The sequence below is a fragment of the Aeromicrobium sp. CTD01-1L150 genome (assembly GCF_041951745.1).
Taxonomy (GTDB): domain Bacteria; phylum Actinomycetota; class Actinomycetes; order Propionibacteriales; family Nocardioidaceae; genus Aeromicrobium.
In genome coordinates this window covers 4,004,164-4,021,590 of the sequence record NZ_CP169555.1, presented here as the reverse complement: position 1 = coordinate 4,021,590, position 17,427 = coordinate 4,004,164, and the positions used below count along the sequence as shown (strand labels likewise).

Annotated in this window: 16 protein-coding genes; 10 read left to right on the top strand and 6 right to left on the bottom strand. The window is 68.1% G+C overall.

The features are described 5' to 3' along the window. The first annotated feature begins 2 nt into the window (after positions 1-2). The 6 genes from ACEVFP_RS19875 to ACEVFP_RS19850 all read left to right on the top strand — a co-directional run bounded on the left by ACEVFP_RS19875 (position 3) and on the right by ACEVFP_RS19850 (position 8,702). Complete coding sequence (locus tag ACEVFP_RS19875) at positions 3-1,595, top strand: sugar ABC transporter ATP-binding protein (RefSeq protein ID WP_375001257.1); 1,593 nt, start codon at positions 3-5, stop codon at positions 1,593-1,595. A 16-nt stretch (positions 1,596-1,611) separates the two neighbouring features. Further along, positions 1,612-3,792: a hydantoinase/oxoprolinase family protein gene (locus tag ACEVFP_RS19870; RefSeq protein ID WP_375001256.1), complete on the top strand. Its 2,181-nt coding sequence runs from the start codon at positions 1,612-1,614 to the stop codon at positions 3,790-3,792. Further along, positions 3,789-5,972: a hydantoinase B/oxoprolinase family protein gene (locus tag ACEVFP_RS19865; protein ID WP_375001255.1), complete on the top strand. Its 2,184-nt coding sequence runs from the start codon at positions 3,789-3,791 to the stop codon at positions 5,970-5,972. The genes ACEVFP_RS19870 and ACEVFP_RS19865 overlap by 4 nt, the downstream gene beginning before the upstream one ends. Further along, a complete protein-coding gene (locus ACEVFP_RS19860; protein ID WP_375001254.1) occupies positions 5,969-7,123 on the top strand; it encodes an iron-containing alcohol dehydrogenase family protein in 1,155 nt (384 codons plus the stop codon). Before ACEVFP_RS19865 ends, ACEVFP_RS19860 begins: the two co-directional genes overlap by 4 nt. Next, a complete protein-coding gene (locus ACEVFP_RS19855) occupies positions 7,110-7,811 on the top strand; it encodes a class II aldolase/adducin family protein (protein ID WP_375001253.1) in 702 nt (233 codons plus the stop codon). The genes ACEVFP_RS19860 and ACEVFP_RS19855 overlap by 14 nt, the downstream gene beginning before the upstream one ends. A 129-nt stretch (positions 7,812-7,940) precedes the next feature. Beyond that, positions 7,941-8,702, top strand: a complete 762-nt coding sequence (locus ACEVFP_RS19850) for an SDR family NAD(P)-dependent oxidoreductase (protein ID WP_375001252.1) — start codon at positions 7,941-7,943, stop codon at positions 8,700-8,702. 29 nt (positions 8,703-8,731) lie between these two features. Here the strand turns inward: ACEVFP_RS19850 and ACEVFP_RS19845 are convergent, their stop codons facing one another. The 4 genes from ACEVFP_RS19845 to ACEVFP_RS19830 all read right to left on the bottom strand — a co-directional run bounded on the left by ACEVFP_RS19845 (position 8,732) and on the right by ACEVFP_RS19830 (position 12,150). Next, positions 8,732-9,574, bottom strand: a complete 843-nt coding sequence (locus ACEVFP_RS19845) for an ABC transporter ATP-binding protein (protein WP_375001251.1) — start codon at positions 9,572-9,574, stop codon at positions 8,732-8,734. Between the two features lies 1 nt (position 9,575). After that, positions 9,576-10,352 carry an ABC transporter permease gene (locus ACEVFP_RS19840; protein ID WP_375001250.1) on the bottom strand — a complete coding sequence of 259 codons (777 nt, stop codon included), beginning with the start codon at positions 10,350-10,352 and terminating at the stop codon, positions 9,576-9,578. Next, entirely contained in the window at positions 10,349-11,023 is a 675-nt protein-coding gene (locus ACEVFP_RS19835) for an ABC transporter permease (RefSeq protein WP_375001249.1), read from the bottom strand. The genes ACEVFP_RS19840 and ACEVFP_RS19835 overlap by 4 nt, the downstream gene beginning before the upstream one ends. A gap of 182 nt (positions 11,024-11,205) precedes the next feature. Further along, positions 11,206-12,150, bottom strand: a complete 945-nt coding sequence (locus ACEVFP_RS19830) for an ABC transporter substrate-binding protein (protein ID WP_375001248.1) — start codon at positions 12,148-12,150, stop codon at positions 11,206-11,208. Between the two features lie 202 nt (positions 12,151-12,352). Here ACEVFP_RS19830 and serS point away from each other — a divergent pair, with 202 nt between their 5' ends. From serS to ACEVFP_RS19815, 3 genes are all read left to right on the top strand, one after another. Continuing rightward, positions 12,353-13,633: a serine--tRNA ligase gene (gene serS, locus ACEVFP_RS19825; protein WP_375001247.1), complete on the top strand. Its 1,281-nt coding sequence runs from the start codon at positions 12,353-12,355 to the stop codon at positions 13,631-13,633. 120 nt (positions 13,634-13,753) lie between these two features. After that, entirely contained in the window at positions 13,754-14,548 is a 795-nt protein-coding gene (locus ACEVFP_RS19820) for an HAD family hydrolase (protein WP_375001246.1), read from the top strand. Positions 14,549-14,588: 40 nt separating this feature from the next. Then, positions 14,589-15,272, top strand: coding sequence for a type 1 glutamine amidotransferase domain-containing protein (locus tag ACEVFP_RS19815; protein WP_375001245.1), 684 nt, complete (start codon positions 14,589-14,591; stop codon positions 15,270-15,272). A 185-nt stretch (positions 15,273-15,457) separates the two neighbouring features. On the opposite strand, the gene ACEVFP_RS19810 is transcribed toward ACEVFP_RS19815, so the two are convergent. Together ACEVFP_RS19810 and ACEVFP_RS19805 are read right to left on the bottom strand one after the other, a co-directional pair. After that, positions 15,458-16,006 carry a hypothetical protein gene (locus ACEVFP_RS19810; protein WP_375001244.1) on the bottom strand — a complete coding sequence of 183 codons (549 nt, stop codon included), beginning with the start codon at positions 16,004-16,006 and terminating at the stop codon, positions 15,458-15,460. Positions 16,007-16,042: 36 nt separating this feature from the next. Next, entirely contained in the window at positions 16,043-16,588 is a 546-nt protein-coding gene (locus tag ACEVFP_RS19805) for a bacterial proteasome activator family protein (RefSeq protein WP_375001243.1), read from the bottom strand. A 129-nt stretch (positions 16,589-16,717) separates the two neighbouring features. Between ACEVFP_RS19805 and ACEVFP_RS19800 the strand changes: the two genes are divergently transcribed. Beyond that, the gene (locus ACEVFP_RS19800; protein ID WP_375001242.1) at positions 16,718-17,239 is read left to right on the top strand and encodes a hypothetical protein; all 522 of its coding nucleotides are present in this window, start codon (positions 16,718-16,720) and stop codon (positions 17,237-17,239) included. The last annotated feature ends 188 nt before the right edge of the window (positions 17,240-17,427 follow it).

Genomic DNA, 17,427 nt, shown 5'->3' with positions numbered 1-17,427 from the left:
CCGTGGCTGCCACCCAGCACCGCGACCCCGCCTCGGGACATGGCCGGCCCGTGATCGAGCTGCGCGACGTCCGCAAGTCCTATGTTGCCGGGACCCCGGTGCTGCAGGGGGTCGACCTGCGGGTGTGGCCGGGCGAGGTGACCGCGTTGGTCGGCGCGAACGGCTCGGGGAAGTCCACTCTGGTCAAAATCCTCAGCGGGTACCACGAGTCGGATGCGGGCTCGCACATCTGTTTCGGCGAGCGGTCGATGAGCGGGCCGGTCGACCCGGCGGCCGCGCGTGCCGCCGGTGTGCGGTTCGTTCATCAGGACGCTCAGATGGTGCCGGGCCTCTCGGTGCTGGAGAACCTGCTCGCCGGCCAGCTCGGATCCCTTCGACACCGGGTGGACTGGAACGGACACCGCGATGCGATGCAGCGGTTCCTGATCGACCACGGGATCGATGTCGATGTGCGCCTCGAGGCCGGCGCGGTGTCGCTGGGGATGGCGGCCAAGATCGCCATCGCCCGGGCGATCGGCACCGACGGGGCGGAGCCGCTGCGGGCACTGATTCTCGATGAGCCGACCGCTGCGCTCGCCCGCGACGAGGCCGACGAGATGCTTTCCTGGGTCCGCGAGCTGGCCTCGGCCCGCCAGGTGGGGGTTCTGTTGATCGGCCATCGACTCGATGAGATCCTGCGGACCGCCGACTCCGTAGCGGTCCTGCGCGACGGTCGGATCGTCGCCCACGACCGGGCTGCAGACCTCACCCACGACGGGCTGGTACGGCACGTGGTCGGCCGCGAGGTCGATGCCTACTATCCCGACCGCGATCCGGCGGTCGAGCGTAGGCCGCTGCTCCAGGTCGACGACCTGAACGGCGGGAGCATCTCGAGCCTGTCCTTCGACGTCGGGGCGGGTGAGCTGCTCGGCGTCACCGGCCTTCCCGGTTCCGGCTTCGAGGAGGTGCCCTACCTCCTGATGGACCCGGAGACCGGAGCCACCGGAAGACTCCGGATGGCCGGCATCGAGCTCGACCCGGCCTCGGCCTCGGTCCGCACCCGTGTGCGGACCGGCATGGCCCTGGTGCCGGCGGACCGGAAGCGCCGAGGCCTCGCGACGTCGGTGCGTGTCACCGGGAACCTCGGCCTGCTCCACCTGAGCCGCTTTCGTTCATGGGGTGGGCTGAGCGGGGCGGCCGAACGGCGGCATGCCACTGCCCTGGTCAGGGACTTCGGGGTCGAGCCGGCCAGCCCCGACGTCGTCGCTGGCAACCTCAGCGGAGGCAACCAGCAGAAGGTCGTCATCGGCAAGTGGATGTCGATGAGGCCGCGGGTCTTGGTGGTGCACGAGCCCACCCAGGCCGTCGATGTCGGCGCGAAGGCCGAGATCTTCCGGCTCGTCGCCGACGCAGCGTCCGAGGGGATGGCAGCGGTGGTCGTGAGTGTCGAGTACGAGGACCTCGCCCACCTCTGCGACCGCGTCCTCGTCATCGGCGGCGGGCGCGTCGTCAGCGAGCTGTCCGGCGACGAGCTGACGCCGGCCGCCGTCACGGCCGCCGCCTTCAGGTCGGGCGCGACGCCGCCCTCCACCCAGTCAACGCTTGCTTCGATCTAGGAACCGAGGAACCACGATGACCACAGTGACCACACCCGACCGCACGACGACCCAAGACCTCTACGTCGGCGTGGACACCGGAGGCACGTTCACCGACATCGTCGTGATGGATGCCGCCGGCGCGATCCACGCCACCAAGGCGCCGACTACTCCGGAGTCCCTCGAGGTGGGCGTCTTCGACGCACTCCAGCTGGTGGCTGAGCATCGCGGCGAGTCGGTACGGGACCTGTTGGCCAAGGTCGCCACCTTCGGTCACGGCACGACCCAGGCGACCAACGCCCTCATCGAACGACGTGGGACACCAACTGGCCTCATCACCACCGAAGGGTTCGGCGACACGCTCCTCATCCAACGCCTGATGGGGTTCACGGCGGGAGTGCCGGTCGAGAGACTCGGCGACTTCAGCGAACGGCGGTACCCCGATCCCCTCGTGCCTCGCAACCTGATCGCCGAGGTGCCTGAACGAATTGACCACGCTGGCAAGGTCATCGTCCCGCTCGACGACGATGCCGTCCGGAGAGCGGTCTCAGACCTGGTCGACGCCGGCATCGACTCGTTCGCGGTCAGCCTGCTGTGGTCGTTCCGGAACCCGGCCCACGAGGTGCGGGTCCGGCAGATCATCGACGAGGTGGCTGGCGCGTCGGCCTACGTGAGTCTCTCCAGCGAGGTCAACCCGGTCCTCGGGGAGTACGAGCGCACCGCGACGACCGTCCTCAACAGCTATCTCGGCCCAGTGGTCGAGCGTTACCTCGAGAGCCTTGAGCGCCGCCTGCGCGACGAAGGCCTCGCGGGCAGGTTCAGTGTGCTCAACAGCATTGGCGGTGTGATGAGTGCGAGGGAGGCATCCCTGCGCGGGGTCCTGCTTCTGGGAAGCGGGCCGACCGGCGGCGTGCTGGGGTCCCATCACCTCGCGACGCAGCTCGGGCACCGCAACATCATCACCTCCGACATGGGCGGCACCAGCTTCGACGTCGGCCTGGTCGTCGACGGCAAGCCGGTCGTCAAGGCCGTCACCGAGGTCGCCAAGTACCACGTCGCCACCCCGATGGTGGACATCGCGGCGATCGGTGCCGGAGGGGGCTCGATCGCCTCGGTCGTCAACGGCACCCTCCGGGTGGGTCCTGCCAGCGCCGGTTCCTATCCCGGTCCGGTCTGCTACGGCCGCGGCGGCAGCGAGGTCACCGTCACCGACGCCGACGTCGCGCTCGGGGTGATCGACCCCGACAACTTCCTCGGGGGACGCATGGCCATCGACAAATCGGCTGCCGAGGGGGCGATTCGCACCCAGATCGCGGAACCACTGGGCATGAGTGTGGTTGAGGCCGCGGCGGGCATCCGCGAGATCGTCGACGCCAGGATGGCCGACACGCTCCGCGAGCTCACCGTCGGTCGCGGTCACGATCCACGCGACTTCGACCTCTACGCCTACGGCGGGGCCGGCCCGATGCACTGCGCCGGCTTCGGTGCCGAGCTCGGCGTCAAGTCCATCGTCGTCCCGGCCACCTCCATGGCGCACTCGGCCTACGGTGCGCTCAGCGCTGACATCCACCACGGGGCCGAACGATCGGAGTCGATCAGGAGCGCACGTGCGAGCGAGGAGCCCTGGGAGGAGTTCGATCGCGAGCACATCGCGGCCATTTTCAAGGACCTCGAGCACGAGGTTCTCCAGAGGCTGAAGGCCGACGACGTCGCCGATGTCGACATCGAGATCGACCGCTCGATCGACATGCGCTATCGCAGCCAGACCCACGAGCTGATCATTCCGGTGTCCGGCGACCTCGGTGACGTGGCAGCCATGCGGGACCTCGTGCTGCTGTTCGAGCGGACCTACGAGGAGACCTACGGCAAGGGTTCGGGCTTTCGCGAGGCCGGCATCGAGCTCACGACCTTCCGGGTCGCGGGCATCGGCCGCACCGTGAAGCCGTCGTTCAGCCGGTTCCTGCCCGCGCCGCGGGCCGAACGACCCAGCCGGCAGGTCTTCGACGTGCAAGCCTCCGCATGGCTGGATGCCGAGGTCGCCGACTGGACGGAAATGGTCCCGGGCGAGCGTCTCGCGGGGCCGGTCGTCATCGAGCACCCCACCACGACGGTCTACGTCGCCAGTCAGCAGGGCGTTCACATCGACCAGATCGGCAATCTGCTGATCACCCCCGATCTTGAGACCACCATTCGCACGAGCGCAGGAGTCACCTCATGAGCCTTACCGCCAACCGTCCGAGCGCGAGCCTGTCAGGGCCGCCGGCCCAGCTGGACCCGATCAGCTTCGAGGTGATCCGCAACAAGCTCTCCGCGATCACCGAGGAACAGGCCACCACTCTCAAGAATGTCTCCGGCTCGCCCGTGGTGACCGAGGCGACCGACTTCAACGTCGGGATCTATCTCGGCGATGGCGCCGTGGTGACGATGGGACCGCAGGTCCTGTTCCACTCCGGCTCGATGGCCAGCGTCGTGCGCAACATCATCGCGGACTGTGAGGACAACCCGGGAATCCGCGAGGGCGACATGTTCGTCCTCAACGACCCTTACAAGGGCGCGCTCCACCAGATGGACGTCACGTTCATCGCACCCGTCTTCGTCGACGGGCGGCGAGTGGCCTGGGTGGGTGCTTGTGCCCATCAGATCGACGTCGGCGGGATGAACTTCGGCAGCTGGAGCCTGGCCGCGCGCGGCATCCAGGAGGAGGCCATGCTGCTACCGGGGATCAAGCTCGTCGAGCAGGGCGAGGTTCGCTCCGACCTCTGGTCGATGCTGATGGGCATGACCCGGATGCCCACCACGGTGGGCCTGGACTTCAAGGCCATGATCGCGGCCAACAACGTCGCCGTCGGCCGCCTGCGGGAGCTCTTCGGCCGTTACGGCCTCGAGACGGTTCTGCAGGTCATGGAACACGAGCTCGAGCACTCCGAACAGGAGATGCGCCAAGCTCTGAGGGCGCTGCCCGACGGCGTCTTCCGTGCGGTGGACTGGATCGAGCACGACGGCCACCACAACACTCTCTATGAGTTCCGGCTCACGGTGACTAAGACGGGCGATGAGCTCGAGCTTGACTTCACGGGAACGTCGCGACAGGCACCGGGTTTCATCAACTGCACCCACTCCGGCCTGGTCGCCGGGGTCTTCACGGCTCTCCTCCCGACCCTTGCGCCGACCCTGCGATGGAACGAGGGACTCCTGCGCGCGGTGACGATCACGGCGCCTGACGGCATCGTCGCCAACTCGTCGTGGCCGGCGCCGGTCTCCAGCGCCACGGTATCCGCGGTGTGGGTCGTCACGAACGTGGCCTTCAGTGCACTGTCCCGGCTCATCTCCACCGCGCCCGACACGGCGCGGCACGCGGCCGGCGTGACCAAGGGATCGATGACCGTCATGGTGCTCAACGGTCTCTATCCTGACGGAGATCCGTACGGCACCTTCCTGCTCGACTCCACCGCGGGCGGGGGCGGTGCGTACCAGGACCATGACGGGCTCACCGCGTCCGGAGATTTTTGCGTCCCACGACCGGCCATCGCGAACGTCGAGTCCCACGAGGCGGATGGCCAGATCATGTTCCTCTACCGCGGGATCGTGCCCGACTCGGCCGGTCCGGGGCGCCAGAGAGGAGGCGCGACGGTCGGGCTCGCGCTCACTCCGCACGGCGCCGACGAGCTCTCGGCCATGCTGGTCGGCCACGGCGTGGAGGTGCCCAACAGCGTCGGAATATTCGGTGGTCTGGAAGGCTCTTGCAACCGCAACGAGCTGCTCCCCGGCATCGACGGCGTATCGCCCGTCGGACGAATCCGATCCGCGCGGGACCATGCTGCTTGGCCTGGAGGCCACGAGGTGATGGGTGCCAAGCCGGGATTCTTCACCTTGCGTCGCGGCGACGCGGTCGCCTACAGCTTCCAGGGTGGCGGAGGCTACGGTGACCCGACGGACCGCGACCCGGTCGCGGTCGCCCACGACGTCCAGACACGGCAGGTCAGCCGGGAGGCGGCCGTCGCGGTCTACGGCGTCCTGCTGCTGGAGGACGGCACCGTCGACAAGGTCGCCACCTCCGCCCGCCGTGCCGAGATCCGTACGGAGCGTGCCGGGAGCCCGGTGTCCGCGACCGCCGCGACCTCGGTCCCGCGCAGCGGGGAGCGGCGGCTCACTCCGGACCTCGCCGTCGATGCTGACGGTCACGTGCTCTGCTCGTGCGGACACGACCTCGGGGTGGGCCCGGACTGGAAGGGCTCCACGCGCCGGCGCGTGGTCGAGCCCTCCGCGCACGGTCCGATGATCCGGCTGCATGCCGACCTCGAGCTCCGTGAGTACGCCTGCCCTGCCTGCGGGCGCCTGCTGGAGTCCGCGGTCTCGCGCATCGGCGCGGCCGACCTGATCACCTCAGAGCTCCGATGACCGGGGGAACGCCCGTGTTCCCGCGGTTCACGGTACCGACGCAGGTCATCACCGGAGTCGGCTGCCTGCGCCAGCTCGAGGGGATCATCGCGGAGTTCGGCAGCCCGGAGGTGGCGGTAGTCGCCGACGTCGCGCTCGACGACGCGGGCGTGCTGGGTCGGGTGATCGGTGACGCCATGACCTGGAGAGTCGCCGGTCTCAGCCTCATCCAGGCCGATCCGGGCGTCGAGGTGGTCGAGCAGGCCGTCGACGATGCCCGAGCGGCCGGGGCGACCTGTGTGCTGGCCGTGGGCGGCGGCAGCGCCCTCGGCGTAGGCAAGGCGGTCGGCATCCGACTGACCAATGACCAGCAGATCGATGCCTACGAGGGTCGAGACCGGGTGACCCGCAGGCCCGCGCCGACCATCGCGGTTCCGACCACGGCAGGCAGCGGCAGCGAGGTCTCCAATGCCCTCGTCCTGCACGAGAAGAGTCGGGATAACGAGATCGTGGTGCGCGGCCAAGGCTGCGAACCCCGGGTCGCTGTCCTCGATGCCACGGTCCTGCGCACCCTCCCCCGACAGCCGCTGGTCTATTCCGCGCTCGATGCCTTGTCCCATGCCATGGAGGCGCTGTGGGCGCGTGGAGCGAGCTACTTCACCACGTCGGTAGCGATCACCGCCGCCCGGTCCATCATCGACCGGCTGCCGACCGCCGCGGCAGGAGCCGACGGGGGGTTGAACGCATCGGGCGCCAACGACGCCGCCCTCCAGGAACTGCTGGAGGCCAGCTCCGCCGCCAACATGGCCTGCGGCAACAGTGCGCTCGCTCTCGTGCACGCGCTCTCGTCCTCACCGGCCGTCCGAGTTCCCCACGGGTTGCAGAACGCGGTCCTGCTTCCCCACGTGGCGCGGTTCAACGAGTCGTACCTCGGCGTGGAGGCCGCGGCGTTACTGCCCCGCATCGACGCGCTGTACGCCGAGCTCTCCCTGGTGCCGTCGTTCGAATCGATCGGCTATGGGGCCGTCGACGGGCGACGCATGATCGAGGCGAGCTTGCACAATCCGTTCCGTTCCAACAACAGACGAGCCCCGAGCGACGAGGATCTCGCCGGGATCCTCCTGCGTGCCGGAGCCACTTTCACCTCAAGGAGATCCGATGACCGTCGCTGACCAGACCGCATCGTTGGCCCGGGCCAACCGCATCCTTGTCACCGAGGGGGTTCTCGACGCCTTCGGACACGTCAGCGTCCGGGTGACCGACGACCCCGATCGGTTCCTGCTGGCTCGCAACATGGCCCCGGCATCCGTCACAGCCGACGACGTGATGGAGTTCGATCTCGATGGTCGTTCCGAGGACGAGCGGCGTCCCTATCTGGAGCGGTTCATCCACAGCGAGATCTACCGTGCCCGGCCCGACGTGATGGCTGTGGTGCACAGCCATTCCCCGTCGGTGATCCCGTTCGGCGTCTGCGACGTGGAGCTGCGCCCCGTCTTTCACATGGCAGGCTTCCTCGCCGACGGTGTCCGCCGGTTCGAGATTCGCGACGAGGTCGGTGAAGGGTCCGACCTCCTGGTCCGTAATGGTGCGCTCGGAGCAGCGCTCGCCAGGACGCTGGCTGACGCACCTGTGGCCCTGATGAGGGGGCACGGGTCCGTGGCAGTCGCCGGCTCCCTCGAGCTTGCGGTCTACCGCGCGATCTACACCGAGAAGAACGCCGCGATCCAATGCCAGGCCCAGGCGATGGGTACTGTCGAGTACCTAACCGTCGGGGAGGGGCGGGCTGCCGCAGCCACGAACGCCGGGCAGGTGGCGCGCGCCTGGGACCTGTGGAGCCGGGCGGCGGCCGAAGGACCGTAGCGCGAGCGGTTCCTCACACCAGAAAGGCGTGGCGTCGCACGCCGGTCACCGACGACAGTGTGACCTGCGTCCGGCCGACCGGCACCTGCCCGGCTGACGCGCTGAACCATCACGGACCGGGAGGTCGTCATGAGCCGAGCTGGACTGCAGGGCAAGGTCGTCGCCGTCACCGGCGCCGGCCAGGGGATCGGTGCTGCCTACGTCCGGCGGTTCGTCGCGGATGGCTGCCACGTCGTGGCCGCCGACCTCAACGGTGCGGCGGCGCAGGAGGTGGCCGCGACGACATCGGGTCCCGGAACAGTCGAGGCGTTCGAGTTCGATGTCGCCGACGCTTCATCGTGCCGGGGAATCGCACGGCACGTCGACTCGTCCCACGGCAGGCTGGACGGACTCGTCAACAATGCCGCGATCTTCTCGACGATCGCGATGAAGCCCTTCTGGGAGATTCCTGAGCTCGAGTGGGATCGGCTCATGGCGGTGAACCTGAAGGGACCGTGGCTGCTGGTCAGCGCCGTGCTCGACCTGTTGCGCGCCGCGCCGACGGCCAGCGTGGTGAACGTCGGCTCGGACGCTGTGCAGATGGGCCGGTCCGGGTACCTGCACTACGTCGCCAGCAAGGGCGGCGTCCACGGCATGACGTTCTCGATGGCCCGCGAGCTCGGCGAGTTCGGCATCCGGGTGAACACGCTGTCTCCGGGGCCGGTGTATACCGAGGTCGATCGAGGGACCGTGAGTCCGGAGCAGAAGCAGGCCATGCTGGCGGCGCAGGCACTGGACCGTCCGGCGGGCCCTGATGACATGACGGCGCTGGCGGCGTTCCTGATTTCGGACGAGAGTGCCTACGTCACAGGTCAGACGTACTCGGTGAACGGGGGGTTGGTGCATCGATGAGCATCCGGCGAGAGTCCTTGCACACTCGGTTACCCCCGTGCGGACGCGTCTGCAGCTGAGGCGTCCGGGGATGCCTGTTGGGTCGCGCGGATGAGCTCGTAGACGTGCGTCCGTAGCGCTGCGAACCGCGCATCCGAGCGAGTTGTCACCTGGTCGCGCTCGATGGGCAAGTCGATCGCTACGTCCTCCATGAGGACTGTGGGACGGCGTGACAGCACCAGGACCCGTTCGCCCAGGTAGACGGCTTCGTCGATGTCGTGGGTCACGAACAGCACCGTGACTCCGAGCCGTGACCACAGCGACCTCACCAGGTCCTCGAGGTCGGCACGCGTCTGGGCGTCGACCGCCGCGAACGGCTCGTCCATCACGAGAACCTGTGGCTCGTAGGCCACCGCACGTGCGATTGCGACCCGCTGCTGCATGCCTCCAGAGAGCTGCCAGGGATGGGCGTCGCGGGAATCGCCAAGACCGACGGCGTCAAGAGATTCCGTCACTAGCCGACGGCGCACTGCACGGGTGACACCTTTCTCCCGGAGTGGGAGCTCGACGTTCTTCTCTACGGTCAGCCAGGGGAAGAGACTCCGTCCGTACTCCTGGAAGACGATGCCGAGACCCTCGGGGGGCCCGGTGACCTTGCGACCCGCGATGCGGACGACTCCACCGGTGGGTGCCAGCAGACCGGAGATGCACTTCAGAAGTGTGGTCTTGCCTGCCCCAGATGGGCCGACGATGCACAGCAGCTCTCCAGTCCTCGCGGCGAATGAGAGATCGGCGATGGCCCGTACCGCGTCCGGGCCGCTTCCGTACGTCTTCTGCAGGCTCTCGACCTGCAACGACGCGGTCCCTGTGGTGTTGCTAGTCCTTGTGGTCACGTCAGCCTCCTCGTTGGATGTCCTTCAACCCGCGGTGCCACGCCAGTGCGCGGCGCTCCACGAGCTGGAAGAGCAGGGACAGGGTGATGCCGATAACGCCGAGCAGGATGATTCCGGTCCACATCTCGACCAGGGCGTACGTCCGTTGGAACTGGATCACGGCGAAGCCCACGCCATTGCTGGCGGCGAACATCTCGCTGATGACCATGAGGATGATCCCGATTGAGAGGGCCTGCCGCGCCCCAGCCGCGATCTGGGGTGACGTCCCCGGCAGGACCAGTCGCGTCAGGCGGGTCCACCACCGCAGGCGGTAGCAGGAGGCGGTGTCTCTCAGGACGTCGTCCAGACCCCGAACCCCCTCGACCGTGTTGAGCAGGATGGGCCAGATGCAACCCAGCCCGATCACGACGACCTTCATTGTGTCCCCGATTCCGAGGAACAGCATGAGAACCGGAATGAGGACGGCGGGGGGTGTGGCTCGGGCCAGCTCCAGGAGCGGTTCCACCGCGGACCTGACGAGCGGATGCGCGCCGATGACGACACCCGCAGCGACGCCGAGGAGCAATGCGGCGACGTATCCGGCGAGGAGGCGGGCGAGGCTGGGCAGGACGTCATCGGTCAGTCGGCCGTCGAACCAGGTCGCTGGAACCTCAGCCAATATGGTGGACAACGGCGGGAAGAAGAAGCTGTCGGCGGCTGCCGAGGCGTACCACCAGAGCGCGATCAGGCCTGCTGGCACCACGAGGACCTGGAGCGCACGAACCACGACACCAGTCATCGCGGGACCTCCCCGCGAACCGACGAGTGCCAGCGAAGGAGCCGACGCTCCACCCGCCGAGTGCCAGTGTTGACTAGCACTCCGAAGACGCTGGCCGTCAAGACCAGCGCATACATCTGCTCGGCGGCACCCGAGGCCTGGGCGATGGCGATCTGTTGTCCGATACCCGGAGACCCGATGATCAGCTCACCTGTGACCTCGATGATGAGCGCCACCGACGCAGCGAGGCGGAATCCGGTGATCGCGTAGGGCAGTGTGGTCGGCCACAGGACGGTCGTCACGTGTGTCCGTAGACGGAACCGGAAGCACTGAGCGGTCTGGCGGGCAACTGGGTCGACGTCACCGACGCCGTACATGACCTGGACCATGACCTGCCAGAAGCTGGCGTAGACCACCAGCATCGTGGTCGCGGCCATGTCCGTGCCGAACATCAGCACGGCCAAGGGGATCAAAGCGACAGACGGGATCGGCCGCAGGAACTCCACCGTCGAGGTGCCGAGGCGTCGGCCCAGCGGTGTGGACCCCACTATGGTGCCGCCGGCGATGCCGGCGACTGTCGCGATGACCAGCCCCGCGGCCCAGCCGACGACAGTCGATCGCACGGCGTCCCAGTAGGCAGCTTCGACGAGATAGCCCATCCAGGTCGACAGCACGTCACTGAGAGCGGGCAAATGACGTGGATCGACCAGGCCGGTTCGCGATGCCGCCTCCCACATCGCGGCCGTAAGAAGCAGACCGATGCTGCCCAGTGCACCCTGTCGCGTCCTCGAGATGAGCCCGGACCCTGAGGAACGGGCGCGTGCGTGCGTTCGTTCGCTCATCTCGGTCGGCGATGGGTCGACGAGCACAGTCATCAGAGTGCGGGCAGCAGCGCCGAGAGATCGGGTGCACGATCGACCGACCCGTCGGTGAGGACCTGCTCGGCCAGTGCCTCATACCCAGTCCGGTCCACCTCGCTGGTCCACCGGGAGAAGGTCATTTGTGCGATCTGCTCTGGACTGAGCTCAGTGAACGTGCCCAGGATGCTCTTGATCTCATCGGGGTTCTCGGCGGCGTACTCAAGCGACCGGCGGGTGGCCGCGACGAAGGACTCGACAAGCTCAGCATCGTCGTCCATGACCTGCTGAGAGGTGTAGAGAGAGGTGATGGGCATCTGATCGGCGGTCTCGACGTAGTTCCACACGACAGCGCGGCCGTCAGATCGAAGCCATGAGGACAGGAACGGCTCGACCAGGAACGCTGCGTCGACGTTTCCCGCCTCGAGTGCGGCGGTCATCTCGGGGAACGGCACCTCGACGAAGTCGACCGTGCCGTCGTCGCCTCCGGCGTTCTGGACCGAGCGGCGGATCGTTGGGTCGCCGATGCTGTTGAGCGTCGGCACGGCGACGCTGGCACCGGGTAGGTCGCCCGCGTCCTGAATCGTGCTGTCGGCGGTGGTGACCACTGCGCCGACGTCGTTGGACTCTTCGCCGGTCGACGCGGCGCTCGTGAGGAGGATTCGAGGTGCCAGCCCTTGGTCGGCTGCGACGTACAGAGTGTTGGGATTCGCGGAGGAGAACTGGACCTTGCCACTCATGACCGCTGGCAGCGCCGCGGCTCCTCCCTGGTTGGGCTGGATTGTCACATCGAGCCCTTCATCCGCGTAGAACCCTTGCTCTACGCCGAGCCAGTACGGAGCCAGGTCCGCGATGGGCGTCAGCGAGACGGTGACCTGGTTCTCGCTCGCCCCGTCGGGTCCACCGCAGGCCGCCAGCGCGGTCATCGTGAACGCCGCCGCCGCGCCCACGGCTCGACTCACCCGCTGTCTTCCCGCGTGACCTGCCATCGTCTGCTCCTCGCTGATCGTGGATGAATGGCTGGAACTCTAGGGGCGGTTGCCGAGACCGAGGTCACAATTCTGTTGAGCAGAAGGGGCGTTCCCAAGGAGCCGTGGAGGGCCGGCACCGACGAAGTCGTCGCCGCCGCCGATGCGCAGGAGAACGGCGGATAGAGTGACCAGAGTGATCGACGCCCGGCTGCTCCGAGAAGATCCTGAGTCCCTGCGCGAGGCACAGCGACGCCGGGGGGAGTCACCCGACGTCATCGACGAGCTCGTGGCCGCCGACGAGCGCCGGCGCAGCGCCATCGCGACGTTCGAGCGCGTGCGCTCGGAGCAGAAGAGCATCGGCAAGCTCATTGCCCAGGCCCAGGGGGATGAGAAGCAGGAGCTGTTGGCGCGGACCAAGGACCTCAGCACCCAGGTCAAGGCCGCCGAGGCCGACCAGGTCGAGGCCGCTGCCCGGTTCGAGGAGCTGCTGCGCACGCTCGCGAACCCCGCATCTGCGCAGGCTCCGCAGGGTGGCGAGGACGACTTCGCCGTGCTGGAGACCGTCGGGACCCCCCGTGACTTCGCGGCCGAGGGATTCGAGCCCCGCGACCATGTCGAGCTCGGCCGGATGCTCGCAGCCATCGACCTCGAGCGCGGGGCCAAGGTCAGCGGCTCGCGCTTCTACTTCCTCACGGGTGTCGGCGCGCAGCTCGAACTCGCGCTCACCCAGCTCGCCATGGGCCGGGCGACCGGGTGGGGCTTCACGCCGATGATCCCGCCCGCGCTGGTCAAGCCCGAGGCGATGGAGGGCACCGGATTCCTCGGCCAGGCGGCCGACGACGTCTACCACCTGGAGCGCGACGACCTGTACCTCGTCGGCACGTCGGAGGTGCCGCTCGCGGCCTACCACTCAGGCGAGATCCTGGACGGCGACCTGCCGCGACGCTACGTCGGCTTCAGCCCCAGCTTCCGCCGCGAGGCCGGCTCGCACGGCAAGGACACCCGCGGGATCTTCCGGGTCCACTGGTTCGACAAGGCCGAGCTGTTCGTCTACACCACGCTCGAGGAGTCGTGGGCCGAGCACCAGCGCCTGCTGGCGTGGGAGCGCGAGTGGCTGGACCTGCTGGAGCTGCCATACCGCGTGATCGACGTCGCCGCGGGCGACCTCGGCCTCTCGGCGGTCCGCAAGTTCGACTGCGAGACCTGGTTGCCGTCCCAGCAGCGCTACCGGGAGATCTCCTCAGCCTCCAACTGCACCCAGTTCCAGGCGCGTCGCCTCGACGTCCGGCACCGCACGTCGGATCCCGACGGTTCGGGAGGCACCGAGCACGTCGCCACCCTCAACGGCACGCTGTGCGCCATGACGCGCACGATCATCGCGCTGTTGGAGAACGGACAGCAGGCCGACGGGTCGGTCCGCCTCCCGGCGGTGCTGCACCCGTTCCTGGGCGAGGTGCTGGAGCCGGTCGCATGAGCGAGCCCTCTCCCAAGCACTTCGCTGCGTACCCCCAGGGAGGTACGCCCAGCGAGCGAGCTTTCAGTACGTCTCGTGCGGTCACCTCCCTACGCTTGTTCCTCGTGAGGACGTGACTGCATGAGCGAATCGAACGGCTGGCGACCGCGACTGGCTGCGCTCGACGTCGACGGCACACTCGTCGACTGGGACAACCAGATGACCGGCGCCGTGCGCGAGACGGTGCGGGCGCTCGCCGACGCGGGCATCGAGGTGGTCATCTCCACCGGACGCGCCATCCCCGGTGTCATGGACGCCGCGGACAAGCTGGGCCTCGACGAGGGTATAGCGGTGGCCAGCAATGGCGCCGTCGTGCACACCTACCGGCCGGCCGACGTCGTGCACACGGTCACCTTCGATGCGTCGGAGGCGGTCCGCCGGGTCCTGGAGCACGTGCCCGACGCCCTGGTCGCGGTGGAGGAGGTCGGCATCGGATACCGCGTCAACGGCCCCTTCCCCGAGTGGGAGATCAGCGGCAACGTCACCATCGAGGACGTCGAGTCACTCGTCGCCGAGCCGGTCACCCGCGTCATCATCCGCGCGCCCGACCACGCGGCCGAGGAGTTCGGCGAGCTGGTGCACGGGCTGGGCCTCGCCGAGGTCAACTACAACATCGGCTACACGGCATGGCTCGACATCGCACCCGAAGGCGTCTCCAAGGCATCGGGCCTGGAGGTCGTCTGCTCACGGCTGGGCATCGATCGCGCCGATGTCGTCGCGCTGGGCGACGGCATGAACGACTACGAGATGCTGCAGTGGGCCGGCCGTGGGGTGGCGATGGGTCAGGCATCCGACGAGCTCAAGGCCGTGTCCGACCACGTGACTGGCACCGTCCTCGACGACGGCCTGGTCACCGAGCTGCAGCGCTGGCTCTAGGACCTCGGCGTCTGCGAAGTACCCAACTGAGAGAGGCGCCATGTCCCAACGCATCCTCCACGTCGTCACCAACGTCGGCCACTACGACGACGCCGACCATCGGACCGGCCTGTGGCTGTCCGAGCTCAGCCACGCCTGGCACGTGTTCGAGGAGCGCGGCTTCCAGCAGAGCCTCGTCAGCCCGGCAGGCGGCGCCGTGCCGCTGGAGCCGCGCTCGCTGAAGTTCCCGAACTACGACAAGACCGCCAAGGCCTGGCGCGCTGACCCCGAGCGCATGGCCCTGCTGGAGGACACCGCCGGTCCCGACGAGATCGACTCGGCGGACTTCGACGCCATCTACTTCACCGGCGGCCACGCCGTCATGTACGACTTCCCCGACAGCGAGGGGCTGCAGCGCATCACTCGGGAGATCTTCGAGCGGGGCGACGTCGTCGCCGCGGTGTGCCACGGATACTGCGGCCTGCTGAACACCACGTTGTCGGACGGTTCGTACCTGATCGAGGGACGGAGGATGACGGGCTTCGCCTGGGCCGAGGAGGTCCTTGCCCGCGTCGACAAGCTGGTACCGTACAACGCCGAGGAGCGGGCCAAGGAGCGCGGGGCACTCTATGGGAAGGCGAAGCTGCCGTTCGTCTCCCACGTCGTCGTTGACGGCAATCTCGTCACCGGGCAGAACCCGGGATCGGCGAAGGAGACGGCCGAGAAGGTCGCCGCTCTGCTCTGAGGCGCCCTCGCCCTCTCGCCGAACATCGGGACCGACGGCACGGGCGACCCTGGGCCGGCACGGAGCGCCTCTGGGCCGGGACCGTGCGGCGGGCCGACCCGAGTGGGCCCGGACAGCCCGGCGCCGGAGCCCGGAGCGGGACCGATGCTCGAGCTCGGTGGCCACGGCGTCCGTGTCGTCCGGCCTCAGGCGAACTGACTGGTCTCCAGGGCGTCGAAGGCGTCGAGGACCTCATCGACCGTCGGGGTGCGACGATCGACGGCCGGTGCTGCGGCGGCCTCCTGCTGCGCCTGCTCGCGGGCGCGACGCAGGTGCCGTTTGACCGTCGACGTCGAGCAGCCGAGCCGTTCGGCGAGCTGGTGGCAGGTGTCCTTGGGGTAGGACTGGCGTACCGCCATGACCGACTCGTGGCTGACCGGCCCGCCACCGAGCCGCGCAGTGCCGTAGGGGGCGAACGTCGCCTGTGAGACCTCGATACCCAGCCGCCGCCGGATGGAGGCGCGGTCGGCCTCGGTGGTGCAGGCCACGAAGCCAGACACGTCCACCTCGACGACGGCGCGGTACAGGCAGTCCACGAGCATCGGGCAGCCGGCACAACTGCGGTGCGCCACCGCAAGCCGCTCGGACACGACCGCCAAGGGTTCGTCGGCCGCGGCTGACAGCGCCGCCACCTCCTCGAACAGCTCGGGCTCGTGGGCGCACGGTGGAACGGGCGTCTCGATCGCGATCGTCATGGGCTCCCTCCCGGTACGGTCACGTGTCCCGTCACTCTAGAGGTACATTCCCCCAGTTGTTCGCTGTTCCGGCGAAGTAGTCGAATCGTCACCTTCGCCGCCCTCGGACGCCGGGAGCGCGAGCCGCATGTTCTGGAACTGGGCCTGTGCCTGCACCTGTTGCGCGTAGAGCGCCGCCTGGATGCCGTGGAAGAGACCCTCGAGCCACCCGACGAGCTGGGCCTGGGCGATCCGCAGCTCGGCGTCGGTCGGGGACTCGGCATCGAACGGCAGGCTGAGGCGTTGCAGCTCCTCGACGAGCTCCGGCGCGAGGCCGTCCTCGAGCTCGGCGATCGACTGCTCGTGGATCTCGCGGAGTCGAGCCCGGCTGGCCTCGTCGAGAGGCGCGGACTTCACCTCCTCCAGGAGCTGGCGGATCATCCCGCCGATGCGCATGACCTTGGCGGGCTGCTCGACGAGGTCGGACAGCTGGCCGCCGCGCCCCGGGGCCTGTCCCGGTACGGGGTTGCCGTCGGAGCCGATCAGGGCGCCTGCCTGGGGGTCGGAGTGGGGATCGGGGGTCACCGGAGGACGTTCTGTCATGCCGTCCAGAGTAGGCAGTGGTGGTCAGTTCTCGCGAGCTGTCCGGGGGCCAGCCGCGGCTGGCCAAGAAGAGGAATGCCTGGAAATGGCCCGGTGGGATGGTCTGCAGCCGGACCTAAGGTGTGGATGATGAGTGTTCACGCGTTCGTAGACGAAACCAAGGTCGGCCATCTGATGGTCGTGGCCACGGTGGTCTCTCCGGGCGATCTTCAGCTTTGTCGCCGTGCGCTGAAGGATCTGAGGATGAAGGGCCAGCGCAGGATTCACTTCACCAAGGAGTCGGACCCACGCCGACGAAAGATCATCGACGCGATGTGTGAGCTACCAGTGGTCGTTGATATCTATGTTGCCGACTCCGCTCGTGATCGGCATGATGCGCGTCCGGCTGCACTTCGACGTTTGACGCTCGACTTGCTCGAGGCTCGCGCTCAATGGTTGGTGATCGAGCAGGATGACTCCGTGGTGGACGCCGATCGCCGGGTGATCTTCGAGGCGTTGGGGACCCACCGGGCGGAACTGCAGTACGCGCATGCTCGACCGGGGTCGGAGCCGCTGCTGTGGGTCTCCGACGCTGTGGGCTGGTGCCGACAGCGGGGTGCGCCATGGAAGGAGCGGGCCGACCGTATCGTGCGTGCTTCGCATCAGGTCTGAGACGCGCGAAACCCGGCTCACCAACCGTCCGGAAGGCTGCCGGGCTCACTTCGACGGCGCTAATGCACCGCGCAGTTGCAGTGTAGTGCGGTATCGGGGGCTGGGCAACCGCAGGGACTGCACACAGTGGGGGGTAGTCGGCTTCTCAAGCGTAGTTGCCGGAGACGTCGGCCCGGGTCGCGGCCATG

What these genes read in the sequence shown, in the direction of transcription:
- ACEVFP_RS19870 (WP_375001256.1), top strand. Translation starts at nt 1,612, where the DNA reads ATGACCACAGTGACCACACCCGACCGCACGACGACCCAAGACCTCTAC.
- ACEVFP_RS19865 (WP_375001255.1), top strand. Translation starts at nt 3,789, where the DNA reads ATGAGCCTTACCGCCAACCGTCCGAGCGCGAGCCTGTCAGGGCCGCCG.
- ACEVFP_RS19860 (WP_375001254.1), top strand. Translation starts at nt 5,969, where the DNA reads ATGACCGGGGGAACGCCCGTGTTCCCGCGGTTCACGGTACCGACGCAG.
- ACEVFP_RS19855 (WP_375001253.1), top strand. Translation starts at nt 7,110, where the DNA reads ATGACCGTCGCTGACCAGACCGCATCGTTGGCCCGGGCCAACCGCATC.
- ACEVFP_RS19850 (WP_375001252.1), top strand. Translation starts at nt 7,941, where the DNA reads ATGAGCCGAGCTGGACTGCAGGGCAAGGTCGTCGCCGTCACCGGCGCC.
- ACEVFP_RS19840 (WP_375001250.1), bottom strand. Translation starts at nt 10,352, where the DNA reads ATGACTGGTGTCGTGGTTCGTGCGCTCCAGGTCCTCGTGGTGCCAGCA.
- ACEVFP_RS19820 (WP_375001246.1), top strand. Translation starts at nt 13,754, where the DNA reads ATGAGCGAATCGAACGGCTGGCGACCGCGACTGGCTGCGCTCGACGTC.
- ACEVFP_RS19815 (WP_375001245.1), top strand. Translation starts at nt 14,589, where the DNA reads ATGTCCCAACGCATCCTCCACGTCGTCACCAACGTCGGCCACTACGAC.
- ACEVFP_RS19810 (WP_375001244.1), bottom strand. Translation starts at nt 16,006, where the DNA reads ATGACGATCGCGATCGAGACGCCCGTTCCACCGTGCGCCCACGAGCCC.
- ACEVFP_RS19805 (WP_375001243.1), bottom strand. Translation starts at nt 16,588, where the DNA reads ATGACAGAACGTCCTCCGGTGACCCCCGATCCCCACTCCGACCCCCAG.
- ACEVFP_RS19800 (WP_375001242.1), top strand. Translation starts at nt 16,718, where the DNA reads ATGAGTGTTCACGCGTTCGTAGACGAAACCAAGGTCGGCCATCTGATG.